24 protein-coding genes and 1 tRNA gene are annotated in these 26,053 nt (G+C 60.8%); 18 read left to right on the forward strand and 7 right to left on the reverse strand.

All coding sequences use genetic code 11. From position 1 onward, the window contains the following. Positions 1-41: 41 nt before the first annotated feature. Positions 42-1,520 carry a cysteine--tRNA ligase gene (gene cysS / locus ACHHTY_RS03895; protein ID WP_395492754.1) on the reverse strand — a complete coding sequence of 493 codons (1,479 nt, stop codon included), beginning with the start codon at positions 1,518-1,520 and terminating at the stop codon, positions 42-44. A 243-nt stretch (positions 1,521-1,763) separates the two neighbouring features. Here cysS and ACHHTY_RS03900 point away from each other — a divergent pair, with 243 nt between their 5' ends. The 16 genes from ACHHTY_RS03900 to murA all read left to right on the forward strand — a co-directional run bounded on the left by ACHHTY_RS03900 (position 1,764) and on the right by murA (position 16,689). Further along, a complete protein-coding gene (locus tag ACHHTY_RS03900; RefSeq protein WP_395492755.1) occupies positions 1,764-2,252 on the forward strand; it encodes a hypothetical protein in 489 nt (162 codons plus the stop codon). A 251-nt stretch (positions 2,253-2,503) separates the two neighbouring features. Further along, complete coding sequence (gene serA, locus ACHHTY_RS03905) at positions 2,504-4,090, forward strand: phosphoglycerate dehydrogenase (RefSeq protein ID WP_395492756.1); 1,587 nt, start codon at positions 2,504-2,506, stop codon at positions 4,088-4,090. Between the two features lie 194 nt (positions 4,091-4,284). Further along, positions 4,285-4,596, forward strand: a complete 312-nt coding sequence (locus ACHHTY_RS03910) for a DUF1844 domain-containing protein (protein ID WP_395492757.1) — start codon at positions 4,285-4,287, stop codon at positions 4,594-4,596. Continuing rightward, positions 4,577-5,443: a 4-(cytidine 5'-diphospho)-2-C-methyl-D-erythritol kinase gene (ispE, locus tag ACHHTY_RS03915; protein ID WP_395492758.1), complete on the forward strand. Its 867-nt coding sequence runs from the start codon at positions 4,577-4,579 to the stop codon at positions 5,441-5,443. Before ACHHTY_RS03910 ends, ispE begins: the two co-directional genes overlap by 20 nt. A 155-nt stretch (positions 5,444-5,598) precedes the next feature. Further along, positions 5,599-5,673, forward strand: a tRNA-Gln gene (locus ACHHTY_RS03920). 52 nt (positions 5,674-5,725) lie between these two features. Beyond that, a complete protein-coding gene (locus ACHHTY_RS03925; RefSeq protein WP_395492759.1) occupies positions 5,726-6,673 on the forward strand; it encodes a ribose-phosphate pyrophosphokinase in 948 nt (315 codons plus the stop codon). A gap of 86 nt (positions 6,674-6,759) precedes the next feature. After that, complete coding sequence (locus tag ACHHTY_RS03930) at positions 6,760-7,329, forward strand: 50S ribosomal protein L25 (RefSeq protein ID WP_395492760.1); 570 nt, start codon at positions 6,760-6,762, stop codon at positions 7,327-7,329. 297 nt (positions 7,330-7,626) lie between these two features. After that, positions 7,627-8,214 (forward strand): aminoacyl-tRNA hydrolase, encoded by a 588-nt coding sequence (pth, locus tag ACHHTY_RS03935; RefSeq protein ID WP_395492761.1) that lies wholly within the window; start codon positions 7,627-7,629, stop codon positions 8,212-8,214. A 290-nt stretch (positions 8,215-8,504) separates the two neighbouring features. After that, entirely contained in the window at positions 8,505-9,002 is a 498-nt protein-coding gene (locus tag ACHHTY_RS03940; RefSeq protein ID WP_395492762.1) for a CarD family transcriptional regulator, read from the forward strand. 164 nt (positions 9,003-9,166) lie between these two features. After that, positions 9,167-10,126, forward strand: coding sequence for an RluA family pseudouridine synthase (locus ACHHTY_RS03945; protein ID WP_395492763.1), 960 nt, complete (start codon positions 9,167-9,169; stop codon positions 10,124-10,126). 203 nt (positions 10,127-10,329) lie between these two features. Beyond that, positions 10,330-11,028 (forward strand): dephospho-CoA kinase, encoded by a 699-nt coding sequence (gene coaE, locus ACHHTY_RS03950; protein ID WP_395492764.1) that lies wholly within the window; start codon positions 10,330-10,332, stop codon positions 11,026-11,028. A 438-nt stretch (positions 11,029-11,466) separates the two neighbouring features. Next, on the forward strand, positions 11,467-12,735 hold the full coding sequence (gene rho, locus ACHHTY_RS03955) for a transcription termination factor Rho (protein WP_395492765.1): 1,269 nt from the start codon (positions 11,467-11,469) through the stop codon (positions 12,733-12,735). A gap of 113 nt (positions 12,736-12,848) precedes the next feature. Continuing rightward, positions 12,849-13,058 carry a 50S ribosomal protein L31 gene (gene rpmE, locus ACHHTY_RS03960; RefSeq protein ID WP_395492766.1) on the forward strand — a complete coding sequence of 70 codons (210 nt, stop codon included), beginning with the start codon at positions 12,849-12,851 and terminating at the stop codon, positions 13,056-13,058. Positions 13,059-13,254: 196 nt separating this feature from the next. Continuing rightward, complete coding sequence (gene prfA / locus ACHHTY_RS03965) at positions 13,255-14,322, forward strand: peptide chain release factor 1 (RefSeq protein ID WP_395492767.1); 1,068 nt, start codon at positions 13,255-13,257, stop codon at positions 14,320-14,322. A 130-nt stretch (positions 14,323-14,452) separates the two neighbouring features. Then, the gene (gene prmC / locus ACHHTY_RS03970; RefSeq protein ID WP_395492768.1) at positions 14,453-15,415 is read left to right on the forward strand and encodes a peptide chain release factor N(5)-glutamine methyltransferase; all 963 of its coding nucleotides are present in this window, start codon (positions 14,453-14,455) and stop codon (positions 15,413-15,415) included. 17 nt (positions 15,416-15,432) lie between these two features. Beyond that, a complete protein-coding gene (gene murA, locus ACHHTY_RS03975; protein WP_395492769.1) occupies positions 15,433-16,689 on the forward strand; it encodes a UDP-N-acetylglucosamine 1-carboxyvinyltransferase in 1,257 nt (418 codons plus the stop codon). Between the two features lie 29 nt (positions 16,690-16,718). Here murA and ACHHTY_RS03980 read toward each other — a convergent pair whose 3' ends face one another. Next, the gene (locus ACHHTY_RS03980) at positions 16,719-18,641 is read right to left on the reverse strand and encodes an ATP-binding protein (RefSeq protein ID WP_395492770.1); all 1,923 of its coding nucleotides are present in this window, start codon (positions 18,639-18,641) and stop codon (positions 16,719-16,721) included. 447 nt (positions 18,642-19,088) lie between these two features. Here ACHHTY_RS03980 and ACHHTY_RS03985 point away from each other — a divergent pair, with 447 nt between their 5' ends. Together ACHHTY_RS03985 and ACHHTY_RS03990 are read left to right on the forward strand one after the other, a co-directional pair. Continuing rightward, positions 19,089-19,634, forward strand: coding sequence for a periplasmic heavy metal sensor (locus tag ACHHTY_RS03985; RefSeq protein WP_395492771.1), 546 nt, complete (start codon positions 19,089-19,091; stop codon positions 19,632-19,634). 398 nt (positions 19,635-20,032) lie between these two features. Continuing rightward, positions 20,033-20,827: a DUF3108 domain-containing protein gene (locus tag ACHHTY_RS03990; protein WP_395492772.1), complete on the forward strand. Its 795-nt coding sequence runs from the start codon at positions 20,033-20,035 to the stop codon at positions 20,825-20,827. Here ACHHTY_RS03990 and ACHHTY_RS03995 read toward each other — a convergent pair. From ACHHTY_RS03995 to pheA, 5 genes are all read right to left on the reverse strand, one after another. Next, a complete protein-coding gene (locus ACHHTY_RS03995; RefSeq protein WP_395492773.1) occupies positions 20,794-22,098 on the reverse strand; it encodes an iron-containing alcohol dehydrogenase in 1,305 nt (434 codons plus the stop codon). The two genes, ACHHTY_RS03990 and ACHHTY_RS03995, sit on opposite strands and share 34 nt — an antisense overlap. A gap of 128 nt (positions 22,099-22,226) precedes the next feature. After that, on the reverse strand, positions 22,227-23,072 hold the full coding sequence (rsmA, locus tag ACHHTY_RS04000) for a 16S rRNA (adenine(1518)-N(6)/adenine(1519)-N(6))-dimethyltransferase RsmA (RefSeq protein ID WP_395492774.1): 846 nt from the start codon (positions 23,070-23,072) through the stop codon (positions 22,227-22,229). A gap of 93 nt (positions 23,073-23,165) precedes the next feature. Then, complete coding sequence (locus ACHHTY_RS04005) at positions 23,166-23,669, reverse strand: DUF2062 domain-containing protein (protein WP_395492775.1); 504 nt, start codon at positions 23,667-23,669, stop codon at positions 23,166-23,168. Between the two features lie 5 nt (positions 23,670-23,674). Next, complete coding sequence (gene tsaD / locus ACHHTY_RS04010) at positions 23,675-24,841, reverse strand: tRNA (adenosine(37)-N6)-threonylcarbamoyltransferase complex transferase subunit TsaD (RefSeq protein WP_395492776.1); 1,167 nt, start codon at positions 24,839-24,841, stop codon at positions 23,675-23,677. 15 nt (positions 24,842-24,856) lie between these two features. Then, the gene (gene pheA, locus ACHHTY_RS04015; RefSeq protein ID WP_395492777.1) at positions 24,857-25,957 is read right to left on the reverse strand and encodes a prephenate dehydratase; all 1,101 of its coding nucleotides are present in this window, start codon (positions 25,955-25,957) and stop codon (positions 24,857-24,859) included. Positions 25,958-26,053 lie beyond the last annotated feature (96 nt).

A 26,053-nucleotide genomic window follows, 5' to 3' on the forward strand; every position in this document is an offset into this window, starting at 1 on the left:
GCTCCAGACAAAACCGGCCCAGCTTGCTGCCCGGTTTTGCTTCACTTGGCCTGATCCTGCAGCACCTCCCAGGTGGTGCCCGCGGGGCCATCCTTGATCAAGATGTGCCGAGCCAGAAGTTGGTCGCGAAGGCGGTCGGCCTCCGCCCAATCCTTGCTCCGCCGGGCGGCTTCCCGCCTGGCGATTAATTCCTCGATCTCCGCAGGCTCGATTGCCAGGCTGGCCAGCAGCTTCTCCTGGCGTTGACGCAGATAAAGAGCCGGATCCTCCTTGAGCAGACCGAAGATGCCGGCCAGCTCCCGGATCTTGGCAGCGCTTGCCCGCAGCAGATCCAGGTCTGACGGGGCCGGGGCGGGAGGCAGGGCCTGGCGGACCTTGTTGATGATCTTGATGGCGTCGAAAATCCTTCCCAGGGCCAGGGCGCTGTTGAAGTCGATATCCATGGCCTGGCGGAAGTTTTCCGCCAGTTGGGCCAGTTTTTCCCGGTCCTTGGCACTGATCATCGTCGGGGACTGGGCGGCGCCGTCTTCCGGCAGTTCCGCCACCCCGGCCAAGGCGCTGTAGAGCCGGGTCAGGCCGGCCTCGGCGTCGGTCATGGCCGCCTCGGAATAATCAAGGGGATTGCGGTAGTGGGTGGAAAAGACAAAAAGCCGGAGAACCTCGGCCGGGTAGCGCTCGAGAACCTCGCGAATGGTGAGAAAATTGCCCAGCGACTTGGACATTTTTTCATCCTTGATGGTCACGAAGCCGTGGTGGATCCAGAGATTGGCGAACGGCTTGCCGCTGGCGCCCTCGCTTTGGGCGATTTCGTTTTCATGGTGGGGGAAGACCAGATCCTTACCGCCGCCGTGGATATCGAAGGTGTCGCCCAGGTATTTTTTGCCCATGGCCGAACATTCGATGTGCCAGCCCGGCCGGCCCGGCCCCCAAGGGCTTTCCCAGGCCGGTTCGCCGGGTTTGCTTGCCTTCCAGAGGGCGAAATCCATCGGGTGTTCCTTGTTGTCGTTGACCGCCACCCGGGCCCCGGCCTGCATGTCCTCCAGGCCCCGACCGGATAGGACTCCGTAGCCCGCAAAGCGCTGCACCCGGTAATAAACGTCGCCCTCGGCGGCATAGGCCAGGCCCTTGGCGATCAGTTCTTCGATCAGAGCGATCATCTCCGGCAGATGCTCGGTGGCCAGGGGTTCCAGGGTGGGTTTTTCGGTGCCCAGGGCGGCCATGTCCTCGTGGAACTTGCGGATAAAGCGCTGGGAAAGTTCGCTGCAAGTGGTGCACTGTTCCTGGGCCCGCTTGATGATCTTATCGTCGATATCGGTAAAGTTGCGGATGAATGTCACCTTGTAGCCGCAGTAGCGCAGATAGCGCACGATCATGTCGAAAACCAGCACCGAGCGGGCATGGCCGATATGACAGTAATCGTAGGCGGTGATCCCGCAGACGTACATTTTGACGTGCCCCTCTTCCAGGGGAGTAAGTTTTTCCTTGCGATTGGTCTTGGTATTATGAACAAGCAGGGGCATAAAAAATAGGTCCATTGAAGTTGACGAGTCCGGCTTAAGGGCCTGCGATGATGGGGATGGTGGATGTTTAGCCTTTATGATCGCAAAATTTATGCTATATATAACCCCTTTACCGGAGCAGGGCAACAGAGCCGCGCTGCCTTAGGCGGATTACGCTGCTGCGGCCGGCTCTATCTCCCGGGCTTCAAGCCTCGAGCCTGAATACCTGATCAATCAATTTCCCGGGAACCAAGAGGAAAGACGATGCCCGAAGACCAAGAGCATAACTTACAGGAGCGCCTGACCCTGGCCAACGGACTGGAGCTGGCCTTTTACGACACCTCCCGGCCGTTGGCCGGCGATCGCTGGCTGGTTGAGTTGCAATGCGAGGTGGTTTATCCCCTGGAGGAGGAAATGCTGGCCCGGTTTTCCGAACCCGACCCCGAACTGCGGGTCGCCGTCCTGGCCCGGCTGGGTTCAACCCTCAACTTCACGGTTAAGCGGACGCGCCACTTTGTCGATGAACAGCTGAAGGAGGAGCTCCTGGCCGAGCTGCTGGCCGGGGTTAAGAAACATATGCTGGCTTATTTTGCCAAGCCCGGTTTTCCGGCCCGGTTGTTTGCCGATACCTGCGGCAAGCTGCGGGATGAATGCCGCTGTGAAATCAGCCGGCAACGGGCCGACGCCGCGACCCCGGCGGAGGATGAGGGGCCCAGCGACTTCTCCGCCCTCTTCAAGTCGGACCGGGCCTGATGGCCGGCAGCGGCAGAAACCGTCACCAACCATGGCCCCGGCTGTCCTCACCGCTAAGCGGTTTTAGAGGGGCCGAGGGCTCTCTGGCCATTTGCCGGACTTGCCTTCATTAGCCCTTGACAAAATATAGGGATAGCATAATACTCGGCTTTTTTTCATAGCCAAATCAGCCGATATCCGGCCCTGGCCGGAATGCCTGCCTGATGGCGCCGGGATTGGGCGCCAACAGTTAATAATCTGGGGTGAACTCGATGAAAGTACTGATTAGTGACAACCTGGCTCCGGTGGGAGAGAATATTCTGCGCAGCGCCGGCCTTGACGTGGACGTGCGCACCGGCCTGAGCCCGGAAGAGCTGCGGGCTGTTATCCCTGCCTATGACGGGCTGGTGATCCGCAGCGCCACCAAGGTTACCGCCGAGATCATCGCAGCTGCCGAAAATCTCAAGGTCGTCGGCCGGGCCGGGATCGGTCTTGACAATGTCGATATTGGCGCCGCCAGCCAGAAGGGTGTTGTGGTGATGAACGCCCCGGACGGCAATGCCACCACCGCCGCCGAGCATGCCATCGCCATGATGATGGCTCTTACCCGCAATGTGCCCCAGGCCACTGCCTCGATGAAGGCCGGCAAGTGGGAGAAGAAAAAATTCCAGGGGCGCGAGGTCACCGGTAAAACCGTGGGAGTGGTGGGCATCGGCCGGATCGGCCGGATTTTTGCCGAGCGGGCCCAGGGTCTGAAGATGAAGATTATCGCCTTCGACCCCCATATGCCCAAGGAGATGGTGGAAAAACTGGGGGCCGAACTGGTTTCCCTGGATGAACTCTGCCGGCGGGCCGATTATATTTCCATTCATGTGCCCCTGACCCCGGATACCAAGCACCTGCTGGGGGCGGAACAGTTCAAGTTGATGAAGCCCGACACCATGGTAATTGATTGTGCCCGGGGCGGGGTCGTCGAAGAAAAGGCCCTTTACGAAGCCCTGCGGAACGGGACCATCCGCGGCGCGGCCCTGGACGTTTTCGAGGTCGAGCCCACCACCAACGAGAATTGCCCCCTGCTGGCCCTGGACAACTTTATCTGCACCCCCCACCTGGGCGCCTCCACCGCCGAGGCCCAGGAGAACGTGGCCGTGGCCATTGCCGAGCAGGTTGCCGACTACCTGCTCAACGGCACGGTGGTCAACGCGGTCAACGTGCCTTCGGTAAGCGCTGAGGTTATGGCCCATGTCGGCCCCTATGTGACCCTGGCCGAGATGATCGGCGCCTTGCATATGCAGATTGCCAAAGGGGGAGTGGAGGAGGTCAATATCGAATACTGCGGCGATCTCGCCGATCAGACCACCACTCCGATCACCGTGGCCTTCCTGAAAGGGCTGTTCACCCCGATTCTGCGGGAGGCGGTCAACTACGTCAATGCCCCGCTGATTGCCAAGGAGCGTGGAATCAGGGTGGTTGAATCCAAGACCGACAAGTCGGAGGACTTCCTCAATCTGATGTCGGTCCGGGTCAAGACCAGCGAAGGAGAAAACGTTCTGGCCGGGACGGTGTTCGGCAAGAAGGAGCCCCGCCTGGTGCGCTTCAACACATTCCGGATGGAAGCCCTGCCCCAGGGTCCGATGCTTTTTGTCTACAACAACGACGTGCCCGGGGTGATCGGCCGGTTGGCCACCGCCATCGGTGACGCCGGGGTGAATATCTCCCGGATGACCGTGGGCCGTGAACAGGACTCGGGCCGCAACGTCATTCTGCTTAACACCGACACCCTGGTCTCCCGCGACTTGCTGAAAAAGGTGCGAGCCCTGGATAATATCAACGATGCCATGGTCCTTGATCTGCCTTGAGCAGTCCCGGCAGCGCCGGGCCGCCCCGGATCGTTGCCTGATCCGGAGCGGTGGCCCGGGGTAGTATGGCCGGGGGGGACCTGCTGGGATAATTCCGCGGCTTGACTGCACTCTGCCGAGGCCGTTGCGGAGAGACTGCTCTGCCTTGCTATTCGGCAGTTCCCCGGTCCGTTGATTCTGTAGAGGGGGTTTCCATGGCCAACGTCAATGAAGAAAAATGCTGCCCGCCCGGGCAGGTGCGCCGGGACGGCAAATGCGTCCTGCCGGAAGTAACCTTTACCACTCTGGTCATTTCCCTGAACAACTCAGCCTTGCTGCACCTGGGGGAACTGGCCAATCCGGAAACCGGCGAGAAAAGCCAGGATTTCTTGCTGGCCAAACACGCCATCGACACCCTCCAGCTACTCAAAGAGAAAACGGCCGGCAATCTTACCGCCAAGGAAAGCGAGCTGCTGGCCAACATGCTCTACGATTTGCGAATGCGCTATGTCCAGCTCACCCGGTGATGGCGCCGGCCCCATCGAGCTCCATGCCCCGGCCAAGATCAACCTTTATCTGCGGATTATTGCCAAACGGGCCGATGGCTATCACGAGCTCGACTCCCTGATGCTCAAGCTGGAGTTTGGCGACCGCCTGGTCTTGGCCCGGCGCCGGGCGCCCGGGATCGAGCTGCTCTGTCGCGGGGCCGATTTGCCGGCTGACCGTGACAACCTGGTTTACCGGGCGGCGACCGCTTTTTGTGATCATTGCGGGATCGAACCGGCCCTGACGATCTCCTTGGTGAAGAACATTCCGGTGGCGGCAGGGCTGGGCGGCGGCAGCAGCGATGCCGCCGCGGTGCTGCGCGGCCTGGACCGGCTCTATAACACCGGCCTGGACGAAGAAGCGCTGACCAAGCTGGCCCGGCCCCTGGGAGCGGATGTCCCTTTTTTTGTCCAGGATGCCGTCGCAGCCCGGGCCCAAGGGATCGGTGAATTGTTGACCCCGGTGCCGCTGCCCCCCGGGCTGGGCTCGATTGTGCTGGTCAATCCCGGCTTTGCTGTCTCCACGGCCTGGGTTTATGGCAATTTTCGATTGACAAAACAGAGCGATCCCTATATTTTTAGCGGCTCTTTACCGGGGGACAAGCTGGTCTTCGGCAATGATCTGGAACGGGTCACCATGGCCCGCCACCCTGAACTGATTGCCATCAGGGACGAGCTGCTGGCGGCGGGCGCCGCCACGGCGCTGATGGCCGGCAGCGGCCCCACCATGTTCGCCCTGTTCAAGGACCGGGAGGCGGCGCAAGTTTGCGCCGCCCGCATGGGTAAAAAATATAAGCAGGTTTTTCTGACCAAACCCCTGGCCGAGTAATGCCGGCCCCGCCCGCCGGAATGGTGATAGCGATTTTGTCAGGCCGGCCAGTGCCTGCCCGGATCAACATTCGGCCCGGACGGATCAGTTGGCCTTGGCCTTGTCGGGTTGGGTGCTTGGGCAAGGAAGGCGGTGCTGCCGGACCTTATAGCGATTGGGGCGTCGTCAAGCGGTAAGACACAAGACTTTGACTCTTGCATTCGCAGGTTCGAATCCTGCCGCCCCAGCCACTTTTTTGTTCGTCGCACATAACAGGCAGTCAGCAAAAAGGAGTACTTTCCCTTGTCCGTCAACGAAATGAAAATCTTTGCCGGCAACGCCAATCCGGCTTTGGCCGAAAGTATTTGCGCATATTTGCAAACCCCGCTGTCCAAGGCGGAGGTTCGGCGCTTCAGTGACGGCGAAATATTCGTCGAAATCGGGGAGAACGTCCGGGGTCGGGATGTCTTTGTGATTCAGCCCACCTGTCCTCCGGTCAACGATAACCTGATGGAGTTGATGATTATCGTTGATGCCCTGCGCCGGGCTTCCTCGCGGCGGATTACCGCCGTGTTGCCTTACTACGGCTATGCCCGTCAGGATCGCAAGGTGGCTCCCCGGGTGCCGATCACCGCCAAGGTGGTGGCGGAAATGCTGATGGTGGTGGGAGTCCGCCGGGTGCTGACCATGGACCTGCATGCCGGGCAGATCCAGGGTTTCTTCAATATTCCGGTGGACAACCTTTTTGCCGCCCCGGTGCTGTTGGAATACCTGACCAGCCACGTTGATACGTCCAAGGTGGTCATGGTGTCGCCGGATGCCGGCGGGGTGGAGCGCTGCCGGGCCTTTGCCAAGCGGCTCAACACCACCCTGGCCATTGTCGACAAGAGGCGGGAACGGGCCAACGAGTGCGAAGCGATGAATGTAATCGGCGACGTCAAAGGCAAGATCGCCGTTCTCCTTGATGACATGGTCGACACCGCCGGCACCCTCTGTTCGGCGGCCAACGTGCTGGTGGAGGCGGGCGCCCTTGAAGTTTTTGCCTGCTGCTCCCACGGGGTGCTTTCCGGACCGGCCATCGAGCGCCTGGAGAATTCCAGGATCAGCCGGCTGGTTGTTACCGACAGCGTCCCCCTGCGGGGCGCGGCCAAGGAGTGTGGCAAGATCAAGGTCCTCTCGGTCAGCAAGCTGCTGGCCGAGGCTGTTCGGCGCATCCATGCCGATGATTCGGTGAGTTCGCTTTTTGTCTGACTTTTATGCAAGTTCGCTGTCCGTCCGGAGCGGAATGTCCGGCCCGGCGGCGGTTTTCGTTTGAGTGCTAATCCAGGAGGAATACCATGTTACAGGTAGATATCGCGGCCAATAAACGTGATGACTGCGGCAAGGGTGCGGCCCGCAGCCTGCGCCGCGCCGGTCGGACCCCGGCGGTGCTTTATGGCCCGAAAATTAATCCCCAGGCCCTGAGCCTGGATACCCACAGCTTTACCAAGGCCCTATTTTCCATTCACCGCCGCAACTCGGTAATCAACCTGGAGGTGGCCGATGAGCAGGGTAAAGTCGTCCATCACGTGATCACCCGGGAAATCCAGACCGATCCCATCGCGGATAATGTTCTCCACGCTGATTTCTACGTGATTTCGCTGGACGAACCCCTGGTCTTTCAGGTGCCCTTACGTTATCGGGGCAAGGCCAAGGGAGTTGACATGGGCGGGGAATTGGTGATTTCGCTGGAAAAGGTCGCCCTCAAAGGTAAAGCCCTGGACATTCCCGATGAAATTGTCATTGATGTCTCGCCCCTGGGTCCCAACTCCCAGCGCACCTGCGGTGAGTTGCCCCTGCCCGCCGGGGTTGAACTGGTGGCCGGCGCGGATAAGGTGTGCGTCGCCGTCGTTGGTGGCACCGAGTAAATAAGCTGGCGGCAGCACCACATCCTGGCGCGATCAAGTCCGGCGATATAGCCCCTGCTATCATCGCCGGATTCGCTTGCTCCCCCTGCGGTCCGGCGGCAAGGCAAGTTTCTCCAGACGATAAACCTGTTTTTCTGAGGCAAGGTTACCCTTTGCAGTTTTAGGCCGACGGTTCCCTTTTTCGGATGCTGACGGGGGCGGGCCGGGAAGAGGGCGCTCTTTTTCGGCTTTTTTTTGCTTCTGCGGGGGGCGGCAATTTTTTCTCTGGCTGCCCCCACGACGGCCAATGGTGAAACGATGCGTCTTCTGGTGGGCCTGGGCAATCCCGGGGTCGAGTATGAACTTACTCGCCACAACATCGGTTTTATTTTTGTCGACTATCTGGCCGACCGCCATGGCATAGCATTGAAGAAGGAAACCAAATGGGACGCCGAAGTCGGCCGCGGTCTGCTTTGGGGCCAGCCGGTTACCCTGGTCAAACCTCTTACTTTCATGAACCGCAGCGGCTTGGCGGTGGGGAAAATCGCCCGTTTTTTCCAGATCGCTACCCCCGATGTGGTGGTTTTTCACGATGAACTCGATTTGCCCTTCGGGGCCTGCCGCCTGGCCCAAAACCGCGGGGCCGGAGGGCATAACGGAGTGCGCTCGTTGATGGACCATCTGGGGGGACGCGACTTTATCCGCTTTCGCATCGGGGTGGGCCGCCCCCCGGGCGCCAAGGCCGCCGCTGGTTTCGTCCTCTCCCGGTTTTCCACCGCCGAGTTCCCCGAGTTGGAAAAAATCCTCGCGTTTCTCGAAGAGGGTTTGGAACTCCTGTTCCGCCGCGATCTTAAAATTGCCATGAACCTGGTCAACGCTTCGGTCGGGATCGCCGGGCAAGAGTAACCCTGGCCTGGACCCGGAAGGCCCTGAGCGGGGCGCCGGCAAGAGTGATTGATAATATTGCCCGGGCATGGTATATTAAGATTTCTTTACTGGCAGTTTAGCTAATAGCGCTTTGCCGACAGGTGTTCTGCCCGTATCTTTCCGAAGTTTTTCGTCCAAATTCGCTGTTTGGGCTTTTATCGGCCCGGTCGCCGATGAATTCTGGATGCTGCGGGTTTGTCTTGATCACCGGGGGTGGTTCCGCAAAGGGGCCATCTCAGGGGGTTTACCGGTTGGTGGGGGAAAAGCTTATGGTAGGTGCAACGGAAACTTTTCGCGTAGGTGATATGGCAGTTTATCCGGCCCACGGAGTCGGAAAAATCGAGTCGATTGAATCCCGGCGGGTAGGGGAACTGGAACAGTCCTTTTACATAATCCGGATTGTCGACTCCAACATGACCGTAATGATTCCCACCACCACCTGCAGCACTGGGGGGCTGCGCAACATTATCTCCCCCCAGGACGTAAGCAAAGTTTTCGCCATTCTCAACCAGCGCGACGTGGAAACCGAGTCTCAGCCTTGGAACCAGCGTTATCGCGAATATATGAACCGGATCAAAACCGGTTCGGTATTCGAGATAGCCGCAGTACTCCGCGACCTTTTGCTCTTGCGGGAAGACAAGGAACTTTCCTTCGGCGAACGCAAAATGGTGGATACCGCCAAAAGCTTGCTGATCAAGGAAATCGCTTTGGCCAAGGAAATCGAGGAAGACCAGGTGGCCCAGCGCATCGAGCAGATTTTCGCCTGATTGGGCTGCTGACCGCTGAGGTCCGTCTTGGTTTCCGACTTTACCGCCAAACCTTCGAGTTTCACCTGCTCCTCTTTGTTTTGCTGTAACCAGTTGGCATTCCTTAGATATCCCCAGAACCGGTTCAAGCTTAAGCGCCTTGCCGGCTACCTTGAAGGGCTCATGTGAACCGGGCCGATGAATCATCCTTTGTTTTTACCGTTGCTGCCGTGGAGGCTGGTCGCCGGGTCGATCATTTCTTAGCTTCGCGAGGAGTGTTGCGGGATTTGACCCGTTCCCGCCTGCAGGGCTTGATTCGCCAAGGCATGGTCAAGGTCATTCCCGCCGGCTCGACTGCGGTGGTCCTCAAGCCCGGGCTGCTGTTAAAGGCCGGTGACCGGGTGGAATTGACCGTTCCCCCGCCGGAACCAACCGAGCTGGTTGCCGAGGAAGTTTATTTTAGCCCTCTTTATGAAGATGAAGACATTCTGGTGCTCTCCAAGCCGCCGGGGTTGGTGGTTCATCCCGCCGGGGGCCACTGGCAGGGGACCCTGGTGCATGGTCTGCTCCATCATTGCCGCAACCTTTCCGGGATCAGCGGCGAATTAAGACCCGGCATCGTCCATCGTCTCGATAAGGATACCTCCGGTTGCCTGGTGGTGGCCAAGCATGATCAGGCTCACCGGGAACTGGTGCGCCAGTTCAAAGGCAAGCAAGTCGAAAAAACCTATCTGGCTTTGCTCCGCGGTAAGCCCAAGCAAGAGACGGGCAAGGTGGATCTGCCCGTCGGACGCCACCCCGTTCAGCGGAAAAAAATGGCCGTGCGCCGGGATGGGGGCCGGGAGGCGGTAACCCACTGGCGGGTGCTGGAGCGCTTTGTCGCCGGCTACACCCTGGTCTCACTGGGCCTGGAAACCGGCCGGACCCACCAGATCAGGGTTCACATGGCGGCGCTGGGCTGCCCCCTGGCCGGCGACGCCCTCTATGGCCGCAAGGATGAAAGCGACCGGCTTTGGGGGATTGAACGGCAATGGCTGCATGCCCTGCGGCTTGCCTTTCGCCACCCCCGTGACGGTCGCCCTTTGCAGTTTACGGCCCCCCTGTGGCCTGATCTACAAGCCAGCCTTGATTTGTTGCGGGCTTAATCCACCCCTGACCGTTTTGCTCAATCCGGGGGCTGTCAATTCGCAACGGGCTGAGTTAACTGACGGCTCCCGGTACTCGGTTATGGCCGCTCCCGCTGCTTATCAGCGGCTTTGCCGGCTCGTCGGCCGGCAATCGGTTTGCCAGGGGAGGGCGGGGACAGCGAAACGCCCTTTGACTTCAGGCAGGGTAGGGTGAAGGCTTAATGAGGGTAAGCGAGAATAATAAAGAGGCCCTTGGCGGCCTGGTCGCCATCACCGGGGGCATTGCCGCGGGCAAAAGCCGGGTGGCCCAATATCTGATGGAGCACGCCGGCCTGAGCGGCATCGATGTCGACCACCTCAGCCGGCAGTTGCTGGAACCGGACCAGGCGGGCTGGCTGGCTCTGGAACGTAATTTTGGTTCCCGTTTTTTCCGGGCCGACCGGACTATCGATCGGAAGCTGCTCCGGCGGGCAATTTTCACCGACCCCCGGCTGCGGTCCCGGATTGATCGCCTTTTGCATCCCCTGATCCGAGCGGCCATGCAGGTGCGGGCCGCGGAACTCCGGCGGGCCGGAGCCGGGACGGTGCTGGTTGAAGTGCCGCTGCTCTACGAAGCGGGCTGGGAGGATGATTTTTCCCTGGTTCTGGTGGTCTGGGCCCCAGAGGAAGTTTGCCTGCAACGCCTCTGCCGGCGGGATGAGGTGTGCCGGGAAGAGGCCCGCGCCACCCTGGCCGCCCAGATGCCGCAGGCGGAAAAAGTGCGGCGGGCCGATCTGGTGGTTGAAAATTCCGCGGACTGGCCGACAACCTGTCAACAACTCGATCGACTGATTCCTCGGCTTCAGAAAGCGGCTAACCGGCCGGTGAAACCGGCCGGGGACCCTGAATTAAGCGGAGACTTGTCAGAGATCAGCCGCTAGCCGCCATTAGCGCGGCCCGCCGGCAAAAAAAACGCTTGATCGCCGGAAAAGCCTTGACAGCCCGGTCAAGAGCCAATATTATCCGCACAATTCCGCTGATCAGCGGAATTTATTCCATTCATTCCCCGGGCACATTTGAGTAGCAAGTTTTGCGCTGTTCCTAGTAACGGGATATTCCCGAAAATTATGTTCGCCATTCCACTCTCGGTTTACATCTAATTTTTCGTGCGGATCTTTCTGCCTCTCTGATCTCTTAAGCAATAAATTTCACTACCGGCAGCTGCCATGCGCTTGGGCCATTCCCGGCCTCTGAGTTGGCAGACCAGGCCCGGCCGGCAGTTATTCTTTGCAACCTGCAGCAACTGCGGGCTTGCTTTCTACACCAAACAGTTTTGGGCTTGACCGATTATCATCATGTTTTAAGGAGAAAATACGTTAATGAATCTTGGGGAACTTAAAAGAAAGAAAATCGCCGAGCTTACCAGCATTGCCAAGTCGATGAATATCGAAGGCTACTCCGGAATGCTCAAGCAGGAACTTATTTTCGCCATCCTCCAGCACCAGAGTGCCGGGGTGGGCAAGAACGGTGATAATTACGGGGGCGGAGTACTCGAAGTCCTGCCCGACGGTTTCGGCTTTCTGCGAGCGCCTGACTATAACTATCTGCCCGGGCCCGACGATATTTACGTTTCCCCCTCCCAGATTCGGCGCCTCAATCTGCGGACCGGAGATACCGTGGAAGGTCCGGTTCGCTCCCCCAAGGAAGGGGAGCGTTATCTGGCCCTCTTGAAGGTAGACAAGGTCAACTTCGATCCGCCGGAAAAGGCCCGCGACAAAACCCTCTTTTCCAACCTGACTCCGCTTCATCCCAACGAACGCATCAACCTGGAAAGGGAACCCGACAATTTTTCCATGCGGATCATGGACATGATGTCACCGATCGGCAAAGGTCAGCGGGGCTTGATCGTTGCTCCGCCCCGAACCGGCAAGACCGTCCTGATAACCGATATAGCCAACAGCATCATCCGTAATCACAAGGAAGTGATTCTGATCGTGCTCCTCATCGACGAGCGGCCCGAGGAAGTCACCGACATGGCCCGCAGCGTCGATGCCGAGGTAATCAGTTCCACCTTCGACGAACCGCCCCAGCGCCATATCCAGGTGGCCGAAATGGTGCTCGACAAAGCCCGACGCCTGGTTGAGCATAAGAAGGACGTGGTCATTCTCCTGGACAGCATCACCCGCCTGGCCCGGGCCTACAACACCGTGGTTCCGCCCAGTGGCAAGATTCTCTCCGGCGGGGTGGATTCCAACGCCCTGCACCGGCCCAAGCGCTTTTTCGGGGCCGCCCGCAATATCGAGGAAGGCGGCAGCCTGACCATCATCGCCTCGGCCCTGATCGAAACCGGCAGCCGGATGGATGACGTGATCTTTGAGGAGTTCAAGGGCACCGGCAATATGGAAATCGTCCTCGACCGCAAGCTGGCTGACCGCCGGATTTACCCCGCCATGGACATCGCCAAGTCCGGCACCCGCAAGGAAGACCTGCTGCTCGGTCCGGAGGAGATGAATAAGATCTGGATTCTGCGCAAGCTGCTTTCATCCATGAATCCGGCCGACGCCATGGAGTTCCTGCTCGACAAAATGAAGCGGACCCGTTCCAACGAGGAGTTTTTTTCCTCCATGGTCAGCAGCAGCGGGGGCTGAACCGCTTCTCTTTTTCCTGAAGTTATAGTTGCATGATTGACGGAAGAGGTTATAATACCCCGTTTTATTATCGGCATCGCCTGTTTTGCTTAAATCAGCGGAGGTTATTGGTCATGAAGGAAGGGATCCATCCGGAATATCATAAAATCAAGGCGTCCTGCGCCTGCGGCAATGAAGTGGAGATCGGCTCGGTGCTCAATGAGGTCAGGGTGGAAATTTGTGCAGCTTGTCACCCTTTCTTCACCGGTAAGCAGAAACTTATCGACTCCGCCGGCCGGGTCGAAAAATTTCTCAAGAAGTACGGTCGCACTCTGGACAAGTAGCTTTTTCCCGTTTAACCAGGATCGCCCCATGGACAGCGCCCCTCCTAGCAGGCCGGCCGCGGATTCATGGGGCTTTTTTGTTGTTAAACCAGGAACTGATCTTTGATCCCTGCTCTCCGGCCCCTTGAGCCGGACCGCCCCGGTTGCGGGGCTCAGGTGTTGAGCGGGTAAATAGCCTCCCGGCGGGAAAGCATAAATGTTTGAACAGCTTGCCGATATCAACGAACGCAAAAAGGTGCTGGAGGATCGTCTCTCCGAACCGGGACTGATGAAGGACCCGGCCCGGTTCCGCTCCCTGGCCAAGGAGCATGCCCAGGTCAGCAAGCTGGACGTTCTTTACGGCCGCTATCGCAAAGCCCAAAAAGATCTCGAGGCCAACCGCCGCCTGCTTCAGGAAGAGGATGATGACGAAATCCTGGAACTGGCGCGGGTGGAAAACGAGGAGCTGGAAGAACGGATCAAGGCCCTGGATAAGGAGTTGCGCCTGGCCCTGTTGCCCCGGGATCCCAACGATGAAAAAAACATCCTGTTGGAAATCCGGGCCGGCACCGGGGGGGATGAAGCCGCCCTTTTCGCCAGCGACCTGTTCAGGATGTATAACCGTTACGCCGAACAGCAGGGCTGGAAGGTGGAAGTTTTGAGCAGCAACCCCATCGGCATCGGGGGTTACAAGGAAATCATCGCCCTGATCAGCGGTGACCACGTTTACAGTCGGCTCAAGTACGAGTCGGGGACCCACCGGGTGCAACGGGTGCCGGAAACCGAAGCCCAGGGCCGGGTTCATACTTCGGCGGTGACGGTGGCGGTTCTGCCCGAGGCCGAGGAAGTCGAGTTGCAGATCAATCCCGCCGAGCTCAAGTTCGATGTCTTCCGTTCCTCCGGTCCCGGCGGCCAAAGCGTCAACACCACCGATTCGGCGGTGCGGGTCACCCACCTGCCCACCGGCCTGGTGGTCAGCTGCCAGGATGAAAAATCCCAGCACAAGAACAAAGCCAAAGCGCTCCAGGTGCTGCGGGCCCGGCTCCTGGACAAGCTGGAACAGGAACAGCACGACCGGATTTCCAGTGACCGTAAAAGCCAGGTCGGCAGCGGGGATCGCAGTGAGCGGATCAGAACTTATAACTTCCCCCAGAATCGCCTCACCGAACACCGGATCAACCTGACCATCTACCGGCTCGATTCAGTGATGCTCGGCCATCTCGACGAGGTAATCGAACCATTAATGCTCCATTACCAGACCGAGACCCTCAAGCAACAGCAATGAGGGCTGAATACCCAAGCTTTCGCCATCCTGGCCTGGTCAGGTCCGGGGATGATCGCCCCGCCCTTGCCGCCGGCACTTTGCCGCCGAGCTTCGCCGGGTCGGCTTTCCCTTCAGCGGGAGGAAAAGAGCGATGAACCTGACCGCTGACTCCTCCTTGGCCGCTGATTTCCCCTCCGGTATTACGGCAGGGGAGGCCCGGGCCCGGATCGGTGCCCTCCTGCGGCAGGTCGGGATTGAAGAGGCTTTCGCCGAGGCCGATATCCTGTTAGGCTGGTTGCTGGACTGCGATCGGGCGGGCCTGATCCTGGCCGCCGGGAGCAAAATTGACAACTCTTTGCGCCGGCGGTTGCTGACGGCCCTGCGCCGGCGGCTGGGGCGCGAGCCCTTGGCCTACATCATCGGGGAATGGGAATTCTGGTCCCTGTCCTTTACGGTTGGGCCCGAAGTCCTGATTCCCCGCCCCGAAACGGAGTTGCTGGTGGAGCAGGCCCTGGAATTTGCCCGGCCGGCGCCAGAATTGCCGGTCGAGGCCCGGAAGCAGGCGCCGGAACAGCCTCTCCGGATTCTCGATCTGGGCACCGGCAGCGGCATCCTGGCCGTGGTTCTGGCCCGGGAACTGGCGGCGGCCCGGGTGGTGGCTCTCGATCGTTCGGCCGCCGCCCTGGCGGTTGCCCGGGCCAACGCCCTGCGGCACGGGGTGGCGGGGCGGATCTCCCTGGTCTGCTCCCACTGGTTGACGGCTTTGCGGGCTCGGCCGCTTTTTGATCTGGTGGTGGCTAATCCGCCTTATGTGGTGCGGAGCGATCTGGCCAATCTGCAGCCGGAGGTAAGGGATTTCGAGCCCCGGACTGCCCTGGACGGCGGTGAACGGGGCCTGGATGATATTGACGAACTCTGTCGCACCCTGCCGCCCTTTATGCGCCCGGGGGCATTGTTGCTGATGGAAATCGGCTGGGACCAGCAAGAGACGGTCCAGCGCCTTTTCCGTGCCAATCCGGCCTTCAGCGAAGTCGAAATTTTACCGGACCTGGCCGGCCATCCCAGGATTATCCGTTGTCGGCGCCGCCAGGGAACGGATATGGTTAATGCCTAAGCAACCGGTTGGTGACCATGGATAAAATTGTCATTGAAGGAGGAGAGCCCCTGCGGGGCGAGATTGCGGTCAGTGGGGCCAAGAATGCCGCTTTGCCGTTGATCTGCGCTTGTCTGCTCGCTCCCGGCCCCCATGTCCTGGAGAATGTTCCCGATCTGCGTGACACCCGGACCATGCTGGCCCTTCTTGAAGCTCTCGGCGCCGCCTGGCAGCGGGATGGCGCGACCCTGATCATCGATACCGCCAATTTGCATGGCTTTGAGGCCTCCTACGAGCTGGTCAAGACCATGCGGGCATCGGTGCTGGTGCTGGGGCCCCTGCTGGCCCGGATGGGGCGGGCCCGGGTTTCACTGCCCGGCGGCTGCGCCATTGGCGCTCGGCCGATCAATTTTCATCTCCAGGGCTTTCAGCAGCTGGGGGTGAGCCATCAACTGGATCAGGGATACGTTGATGCCTCGGTGGATGGCCGGATGACCGGGGCCACCATCTGTTTCGACATCCCATCGGTCACCGCCACCGAGAACATCCTGATGGGCGCGGTCCTGGCCCGGGGGGAGACGGTGATCAAGAATGCCGCCCGGGAACCCGAGATCGGCAACCTGGTCGATATGCTCAACGGCATGGGGGCCCGGATCAAGGGCCGGGGCAGCGATACCCTGGCGATTGAAGGGGTCGGCCGCCTGCGGCCGGCCCGGATCCGGATCGTTCCCGACCGGATCGAAACCGGCACCTTCCTGATTGCCGTGGGGGCTACCGGCGGAGAAGTGACCCTGACCAATTGCGATCCCGCCTTGCTGCCCTCGCTCTATGCAAAGCTGGGTGCCGCGGGGGTCGCAGTCCGCGAGGAGGCGGACCGGCTTCATGTCTCGCGCCGCGGTCCTTTGCGGGCGGTGGATATCAAGACCATGCCTTTCCCCGGTTTCCCCACCGATCTCCAGGCCCAGATGATGGCCCTGATGTGCTTGAGCAATGGCCTGAGCCTGATTACGGAAACCATTTTCGAAAACCGTTTCATGCATGTGGCCGAGTTGCACCGGATGGGGGCCGATATCCGGATTGACGGCCACAGCGCCATTGTCAGCGGCACCGGCAAACTGCGCGGGGCCAAGGTCATGGCCACCGATCTGCGGGCCAGTGCCTCGCTGGTGATTGCCGGCCTGGCCGCCGAAGGGGTTACGGAAATCTCCCGGGTATATCACCTGGATCGCGGTTATGACGACCTGGTTGGCAAGTTGCGGCGGGTCGGGGCCCAAATTTATCGCGCCGCTGAATAAGCCGGCCTGGCCGGTAAGGATCCCGGCGCTCAGGTTTGCGCTTGGCCGTTTGCCGGCTGCGGACTCCGGGGCAGGGAGATGGTTACGGTGGTGCCCCGGCCTTCCTGGCTGGCGATGGCCATGCGGCCGCCGTGCTCTTCGATGATTTTCTGGACCATGGCCAGGCCCAGGCCGGAGCCTTCCGGCTTGGTGGTGAAGTAGGGGTCGGTGATCCGGGCCAGGTTTTCCGCCGCAATCCCGCAACCGCTGTCGCTCACTGAGATCTGGATTTCCCCCCGGGCAAGGTCTTCCCGGGCGCGGACCTGGAGCCGGCCGCCCTCGCTCATGGCCTGGAGGCTGTTGAGGTAAAGGTTGAGGAGTACTTGGGTGATCCGGTCGGCATCGATGGCCAGGGCCGGTGACCCGGCGGCGGGTTGGAAGTCCAGCTCCACCCCCAGAACCCGGGCGTCGGCGGCGACCAGTTGCAGGGAATTGGCCAGCAGCTCGTTGAGCCTGACCGATTGCCGGTTGAGCGGCTGGGGCCGGGCGTAGTTGAGCAGTTCGCCGATGCTGCGGTTGACCCGCTCCACTTCACTGATCAACAGCCGGGCGGCGTCATGTTCCCGGTCCTGTTCCCCGAAGCGGGAACCCAGCAGGGTGGCCAGCCCCTTGATCGAACTCAGGGGGTTGCGGATCTCATGGGCCACCCCCGCCGCCATCTTGCCCAGGGCCACCAGCCGTTCGTGGCGATGGATTTCCCTTTCCATGGCCTGCAATTCGGTAACGTCGTGGAGCAGCAGCACCCGGCCGATAATCTTCTGCTGGCGATTCCTGACCGGCACCGCGCTGACCATCACCGTTCGTTTGCCTTCTGCCGCAGGCGATTCCGGCGCCGGCGACTCTTCCCCAAGCCGAACTTTTTGGGGCTGGCCGGGCTTGTTGTCGTCCGGCCGGGGCCCGGTTGGTTCGGGCGCGGCCAGCTTGATTTCCCGGTCGATAATTTCCGCCCCGCTGGTCGGCTCGGCCAGGTAGGGGGCCAGCAGGGCCGGCAGAACCACTGCCGCGGGCCGGCCGATTACCTTTTCCGCCCGCAGATCCCCCATTTGCGCCGCCACTTCATTGCAGGTGGTGACCAGGCCCCGCTGGTCCACGGCGATGATCCCCAGCGGCAGGCGGGAGATCAGCAGGCCGGTAAAGGCCTGGACGTACTGCAGGGTTTTTTCGGCGGTACGGTAACCCTGGGCCCCGAGCAGGGCCAGCCAGCCACCGATCCCCACCAGCAACAGGGCCAGGGAGATAAACAAAATGTGGCGCCGGTTCTGGCTGATCACCATGGCCGCCTCACTCCGGTCCAGTCCCACCAGGATCACTCTGCCCTGATGACCTAAGGCCTCGGGGTCCATGCCGGCCCCGTCCTCGTGGTGTTGCCACACCTGGCGCATGCGCTGGCGTTGGCCGGGCTCCATCATCATACCGTGCCGCCCTCCCCGCCCGGCGAAGGGCGTGAATGGAGCGCTGACCTCGAAGATTCCGGCGGGAAAAGCGGGATCTTCCCGTAAGCGGTAGCTGACCCTGGCCGGGGCGCTGGGGGAGGTGTCGTTGGTCATTTGCGGGGGGAGGGGAAAGGGGAGCATCCGGCTGACCAGGTCCGGTTCGCTGTGGGCCAGGATCCGGCCCTCCTGGCTGATCACCGCGATATATAGAATATCGGTATCCTCGGCAGCCTGCTCGATCAGGTGCTGTAAAAGGCTGGCATCATCCACCCCCATCCGCATCATGGAGGCCCGGGTGCCCGCTTCCAGAAAGCGGATGATTCCCTGGCCCCGGTTGAACAGGGTTTCGTTGGCCAGGCGCTGTTCGCGTTGCAGGTTGTTGACCGCGAAAACCAGGATAATGGCCAGCAACAGGCCCACGGCGGTAATCAAAATCCAGGGGGAGGCGAAAATTAATTTTTTGGCCGGCAGCTTTTCCATAAACTGATTTTCATCTCCTGAAAAAATATGGTGGCTGAGATTGATCAGGACAGGGCTTCAGCCTTAATGACTACACGATTCATGCCGAACGAGACAAAAAATAACATCGGTCGGAGTTCTTGTGGGGGTGAGGTTTGGCTGGGCCGGTCGGGCCCGAAGGAGTTTTGCTCATCCCAATTTTTTGACCATCAGTTTACCCCGACCGCTTGATAACGGCGAGGTTGGGTAAATTTTACCCGGCCGCCCCCGGTCCTGGGTAAAAAATAATCAATTTTTCCCGCCGGCCGGCCCCTGTTGCCCCCCAGGAGCAATGAGCCACTGGCGACTGCTTTGTTTTATGGTGATTATTCATCTATCGGAAGCAGTTGGCACGATTGTTGAAGAAAGACTGTTTACCAAGCTGACGGGAATCAGCCCGTCAGCCAAATATCAGTCGGAGGAACAGTCATGAAGAAAACTATTTTAAGCATCGCCCTGGCGGCGACTATTGCCCTGGCCGGTTATCAGGCCGCGGAAGCCCAGCTGGGAACCGGCGCCGGACCGGGATCTGGTCCGGGCATCGGCATGATGGGCGGCCCCGGGGCCGGTTACGGCCGGATGGGAGCCACTCTTGATGAAGAGACCATCAAGGCGCGGCAGCAATTCTACCAGGAAACCACCGATCTGCGCCGCCAGATCGTGGGCAAGCAGGCGGAGTTGCGGGCGGTGCTGAGCAATCAGCGGCCCGACGAGAAAAAGGCCGCCCGCCTGGCCCAGGAACTTTTTGATCTGCGCACCGAGAAACATCAAAAAGCCCAGGAGCTGGGGATCGCCATGCCCGGCATGGGAACGGGGATGGGCATGGGTAAAGGCCGGATGGGCCGGGGCATGATGGGCCGAGGCATGATGGGTCAGGGCATGATGGGCCCTGGCATGGGGATGATGCTGGGCATCTGCCCCATGCTGGATTCCACCACCCCTGAGGACTCCACCCCGGAAACCACCCCTAACTGATTTGCCTTAAATCTCAAGCTTCTGCATCTCCATCCCCGGCCGGGACCACCGGCTCTGCAAAGCAGGGCTGGTGGTCCCGGCTTTTTTCGCCTGGTTCCGCAGCATTTGCTCGGGCTGGGGGCCCCTGGCTCATTCGAAGTAGTACCCTTCTCCAAACCCTCGCAACCCGCCGGACATGGCGGGACAGGCTGGGCCCACCGGGCCTGGCCCGTGAAGAAAAAATCTTTTCCCAGCGCTGATCAGCCGGGATTGCAGCCCTCGGCAGGTCATTGGTCATCGGGCGGAAAAGGCGGTTCCGGCAAGGTGTGTGTCAGGACCGGCTGAGTATGTTATTATTGGGCGACGGATGGCGCCATTTCCTTAAGACGGCGAGGTCGACGGTGGTGAAAGCAAGAACTTTGACGCTGTACATTTTTTTTCTGGGGCTCTGGTTGTTGCTGCCGGGCCCGGCTCAGTTGCTGGCAGCAGGTAAGGAGATGACGCCCCCGGAGGAGCATTTGCTGGCCTCCGCCTATCCCGCCGGCGAGGTTTTGCATTACGATGTAACTTGGCTGGGGATGACCGCTGGGCGGCTGACTATGGCCGTTAAGCAACTGGATGACCGGGGGGAGCTGCTGGCCCTGGAAATCACCGCCCGCACCGCCGGGTTGCTGGGGAAAATTTATCCGGTGCGGGACACTTTTCGGGTGGTGGTGCGCGGCCCGGCCCGTTTGCCCAGCCACTATCGCATCGACCAGCACCAGGGAGAGCGCCGGAATATTCGGACCACTATTTATAACCAGGAACGGCGCCTGATTGTCTATCAGCGCAATCAGGATCCGGTGGAAAGATTTACCGTGGCCGGGCCGGTGCATAACGAATTCTCCGCCTTTTATGCCATGCGTATTATGCCGTTGGCCCTGGGCAAAAGCGTGGTAATTCCGACTTTTGCTGACCGGGAGCGCCATGATGTTGAGGTTATGGTGGAAAAGATCGAGAGCATCGATTCCATCCTCGGGCGCCGCGAGAGTTTACAGGTGCGGCCGCAGCTCACTTTTGTCGGTCTCTACGAGAAAGCGGGGGATCCCCAGATCTGGCTGACCGACGATCAGTACCGGGTGCCGTTGCGGGTTCGTTCCCGGATCGCCATCGGCTCCTTGACCGCGACCCTTACCTATTATCAGGGGCCGGCCGGCGAATTTCCTTCCCCTTGAGCATAGTTGAGAATTTCCAACAGCTCTTTCCGGCCGTAAGGCAGACGCCAGAGCCGGGCCTGGGGCAGGGTGTGTTCGACCAGTTCCGCCAGAGCGACTTTGCCGGTGGGGATTTTGATTTCGGCCAGATTTTGGGGAGCCCCCATCCGCCGCAACCACTGCCGCAAGGCTTGCAGGCCCTGCTCCGCTTCCAGTTTGAGTTCCGCTGGGCCTGGCTCGGGTGACCGAGTCGGGCCGGCGGTGAAAACGGGACGGGTCCAGGCGGTGATCCGGGAAGGATCGCGACGGGCGGTAAATTGCAGCCAGGCGGGCAGGATCACCGCCAAAAGCTCTCCGTGGGCCAGATCATAACGGCCGCCCAGGGCATGGGCGAGCAGATGGGCCGGCATGGTGACCCGGCCGCGGCCGGCATTGTTGAGCCCCCCCAGGGCCAGGGCCGAGGCCCAAAGCATGTCGGCCCGCCCCTGGTAATCGACGGAATCGGCCTTTAGGCGGGCACAGCTGGCCATGATGGTTTTGATCAGGCCGATGGCCAGGCGATCCTGGAGAGCTGAGGAAACCGCCGCCGGTGATCCAGCGGGCGGCCCGCAATCAGAGTTCGGGATAGCCCCCGCGTGGGCCGCTGGCCGGTATGCCTGAGAGCCCGGGGGGGAGCCGGAACCGAAAAACTCCAGCAGGTGGCTGAGGGTGTCCACTGCTCCGTTAAGAGTCTGCCGCCAGGGGACCGTGCAGGACAATTCCGGATCCATGATCGCCACGGCCGGCAGGAGGTGGCGGTTGCCGATCCCGATTTTTTGCCGGGTCAGTTCGTTGGTCAGGACCATGCCATGGTTGTATTCCGAGCCTGAACCCGCCGCCGTCGGTACGCAGATCACCGGCAGGGCGCGGCGGATGCTTTTCTTGCCCCGAAAAAAGAGCCAGATATCGTGGTTGACGCAGGCGCCGGCCGCCACCGCCTTGGCGCTGTCCATGACACTGCCGCCCCCCACCGCTACCACCACCTGGACGTTATGCTCTTGGGCCAGGCCAATCCCCCGGCGCACCTGGGCCAGGCGCGGGTTGGGGCGAATCCCCCCCAGCTCCCGCCAGTCCACGCCCGCTGCCGCCAGCGAGCGGCAGACCTGTTGATATCCCTCTCCGGCCTGCAGGTGTTGACCCCCGTAAAGCAGCAGGGCCCTGGTGCCCAGGCGGGCGCATTCCCGGCCCAACCGGGTCAGCCCTTGCCGGCCGAAAATCACCTTGGTGGGGTGGTGAAAAACAAATTTATCCATAAGGTCGTTGCGATTGAACCGCCCCCGAAGTGAGATCCCGACCGCTCCGCGGACCACTGTTTAGCCGGGATCTCGGCCGCTCGAACCGTCCGGTCCCTGCATTCAGTGGTTCAAGGAAAGCCTCCGATTCAGTCCTGGGCGGCGGCAATGGCCCTGGTCAGGCGGATAAAGTCCGCCGTGGTCAAGTTTTCCGCCCGCAGGCGGGGTTCGATGCCGGCCGCGGCCAGCGCTCTAGCGGCTTCTGGCCGGCCCAGGCCGATTGCCCCCCCGGCGCTCAGACTGTTGAGCAAGGTTTTGCGGCGCTGGCGGAAGGCAAGGTCAACTACCCGGCGCAGCATGGGAAAATCCACTCCGGCGGGTGCGGCGCCGAAGCTGATGGCGATCACCAGCGAGTCCACTTTGGGCCGGGGGTAAAAATTGGCCGGTCCGACTTCCAGCAAGCGCCGCACCTGGGCGCAACTCCCCAGCAGGACCGAGAGCACCCCGTATTCCTTGGTCCCCGGCGGGGCGATCAGGCGCAGGGCCACCTCCTTCTGGACCATCAGTACCGCCAGATCCAGGGCCTGGTGCTGTTCCACCAGCTTGAAGAGCAGCGGGTTGGTGATGGCGTAGGGCAGGTTGGCGATGATTTTCAGTCTACTTCCCTGGTCGTGGGCCAGGGCGGCAAAATCGGTTTGCAGCAGATCCTGGTGGTGCAGTTCGACGTTGACCGGCAGGTCCTGGGCTTCCAGATGGTACCTGATGATCCCGGCATCAATCTCGATTCCGATCACTTTGCCGGCCCTGGCGGCCAGGGGGATAGTTAAAGAACCCAAACCTACTCCCAGTTCCACCACCGTATCGGTGGGGCCGATGCCGGCCAGGGCGACAATCTGTTCGGCAAGCCGGGGCTGGACCAGGAAGTTCTGGCCCAAGCGCTTGCTGGGGGCCAAGCCATGTTCGGTCAAAATCTGTCTGATACTGGTTTGGTTCACGATGATTTATTTATCCTTAGCCGGCAGGCTATCAGGGGCAATTCAGGAAGCGGGCAAAAAGGGCAGGCCGGGGCGGCGAGGCCAAAAAATATCTCAGGAAAGTACATGCTTCTGGCGCCGTTTCCGCTGGATGGCCAAAAACAGCTGCAGGGAAAGGGGATAGGTTACCAGGGCCAGGGGGATGGCCAGGATAGCCCCGCCCAGGATCAGGACGGCGATGGCCTCGTAGCCCAGCTGGCCGATGGCGGCCAGGCGTTCGCCGAAGGAACCGGCTTCGGAGACCACGAATACGATGGTTTCCCGCACCCGGGCCCAGGTCAGTTCGACGGGATAGAAGAATTTACCCAGTTTCCAGGAGACATAGTACTGGGGCAGCAGGGTAAAGGGGTTGCTGACCAGCAGGCCGGCCAGGATGCCGGCGATGCTGTTGCCCCGGAACAAGGGCGCCAGCACCAGAATGATCAGGGTCTGCAGAGGTACGATGGGGATAATACCCACCGCTACGCCGACGGTTACGCCGCGGGCAAGACTGTGGGGATCTCCCTTGAGGCGGAGAATCTTCAAATAATAATAACGGGCGGTGCGTTGCGGTTCCATGCCGATCAACCGGTCAGGGGTAAATCGGCTGCGGGCGGGAACGGGCCCTCTTGAGTTGGGGCCCGGCGGTAACTGTGCCGGCCGGCAACTTCCGGACCTGATGGCCCGGCGCCGAAGCGGGAATAAACATCCATCGCCATCGACCGGGTGGCCCGGTGGCGCTGAAAGAAGCCGGCCATGGCGATCATGGCGGCATTATCGGTGCAGAAGGCGGGTTCCGGCATGAAAATGGTCAACCCGTCGGCTTCCGCCGCCTCGCGCAGGTGTTGGCGCAGCCTGGGGTTGGCTGCCACGCCGCCGCTGAGGACTACCTGCCGGCAGGAGAATTGCCGGGCCGCGGCCAGGGTTTTTTCCACCAGCACCTCCACCACTGCTTCCTGAAACGAGGCGCAGATATCGGCCTGGTAAGCTGCATGATCGGCGGCGGAATATGGCCGGTGCGCCTCCTGGCGCCGACGGATTTCTCCTGCCACCGCGGTTTTCAGGCCGCTGAAGCTGAAGTCCAAGCTGTCGGCGGCCAGCCGGGCCCGGGGGAAGGCAAAGGCCTGGGGGTTTCCGGCTGTCGCCAAGCGACTGACCGCCGGGCCGCCGGGGTAGCCCAGCTCGAGAAGCTTGGCCACCTTGTCAAAGGCCTCGCCGGCCGCGTCGTCGCGGGTGCGGCCCAGCAGGGTGAAGTCCGTGGGACTTTGGACCAGAAAGATGCTTGAATGACCGCCGGAAACGGTCAGGGCCAGATAGGGGAAAACCGGGTGTTCGGCGGCCAGAAAAGGTGAAGCCAGGTGGCCGGCGATATGATCCACCCCCACATAGGGGATGGCCGTGGCCAGGGAAAGCGCCTTGGCAAAATTGAGGCCCACCAGCAGGGATCCTACCAGGCCCGGTCCCTGGGTAACGGCGATCAGATCGATCTCTGCGAGCTCGAGCCCAGCCTCCTGCAGGGCGGTTTTCACCACCGGGAAGATATTTTCCAGGTGGCGCCGGGAGGCCAGTTCCGGCACAATCCCGCCGTAGGGGGTGTGCACTTCGTTCTGGCTTCTGACCAGGTTGGCCAGGATGCCAACCTGGCCGGGAGGGTCCTCTGGTCCGCTCTGATTGGAGTAGTGCCGGCCGGCAACGGCCAGGACCGCCGCCGCCGTATCGTCGCAGGAGGTTTCTATGCCCAGGATCAGCATGGCCGGAAAACCCGCTTATTCCCGGGCGCGGGGATAGGAACCCAGCCACTCATAGAGAGAGCAGATCTCCCGAAGTTTGGTGCAACTCTCCCGGACCTGGGGATCATCGAGATGGCCGATCAGGTCGATAAAGAAGAGATAGCGGCCGGGCTCGTCCTTGACCGGTCGGGACTCGATCCGGGTCAGGTTGATGTTGTTGCGGGCCAGAATGCTCAGGGCTTCATGCAGGGCCCCGGGCCGGTCGAGCAGGGCCACCAGCAGGGAAGTCTTGTCATCGCCGCTGGCCTTGGGAGATTCTTTGCCGATCAGAAGAAACCTGGTGGTGTTGCCCCGGAAATCCTCGATCCCCTTGACCGCCACCTGGAGTTGATAGGTCTTTACCGCCAGAGTGCTGGCAATGGCAGCCACCGTGGGGTCTTCGACCGCCATCCGGGCCGCGGCCCCGGTGCTGGTGGTGTTGTGCCGGGGGGTATCCGGCAGGTTGCGGTGCAGCCATTGCCGACACTGGGCCAGGGGTTGGGGGTGGGAAACCACCAGCTTGACGTCCTCGAGCCGGCCGCTCTGGTTGACCAGGTTGTGGCTGATGGCCAGATTCAACTCGCCGCAGATTTTTACCCGGAAACGGGTAAAGGCATCAAGGGTGGAAGTAACCGCCCCTTCAATGGAATTTTCCACCGGCACCACGGCGTAATCAACCCGGCCCCTTTCCACCTCGATGAAGGCATCCTCGATGGTTTCCATGGGCCGAAATGAGGCGGCACTGCCGAAAAATTTGATTCCGGCCAGGTGGGAGAAGGTTGCCTCCGGTCCCAGGTAGGCGACTTCGGTGGCTTTTTGCGAAAGCCGGCAGGCGGCGATTATTTCGTGCAGGATAGCCCGGAGGGCCGGTTCGGGAAATTCACCGGCGTTGTCCTGGCTCAACCGGCGGATAATTTCCCTTTCCCGCTTGGGGTCCCATCGGTCCTTGTTGTGGCCCGCTTTTACCTTGCCTATTTCCTTGGCCAAGCGGATTCGTTGCCGGAGCAGGGCCAGCATCTGATCATCGATGGCGTCGATTTGCTGCCGAAAGGTTGCCAAATTCTGTTTGTCAGGAAGAAGATCTTTGGTCTGCGACATGTATATCACTGGGTTTATGGTAACCGCCCGGATGGGGCATGCTATTGTTTAAAGAAGTGTTTACGGGGTTGCTACCGTAATGGACGTTGGCGAGAA

The organism is Desulfurivibrio nitratireducens, from assembly GCF_044068515.1.
Classification (GTDB): Bacteria; Desulfobacterota; Desulfobulbia; order Desulfobulbales; family Desulfurivibrionaceae; genus Desulfurivibrio.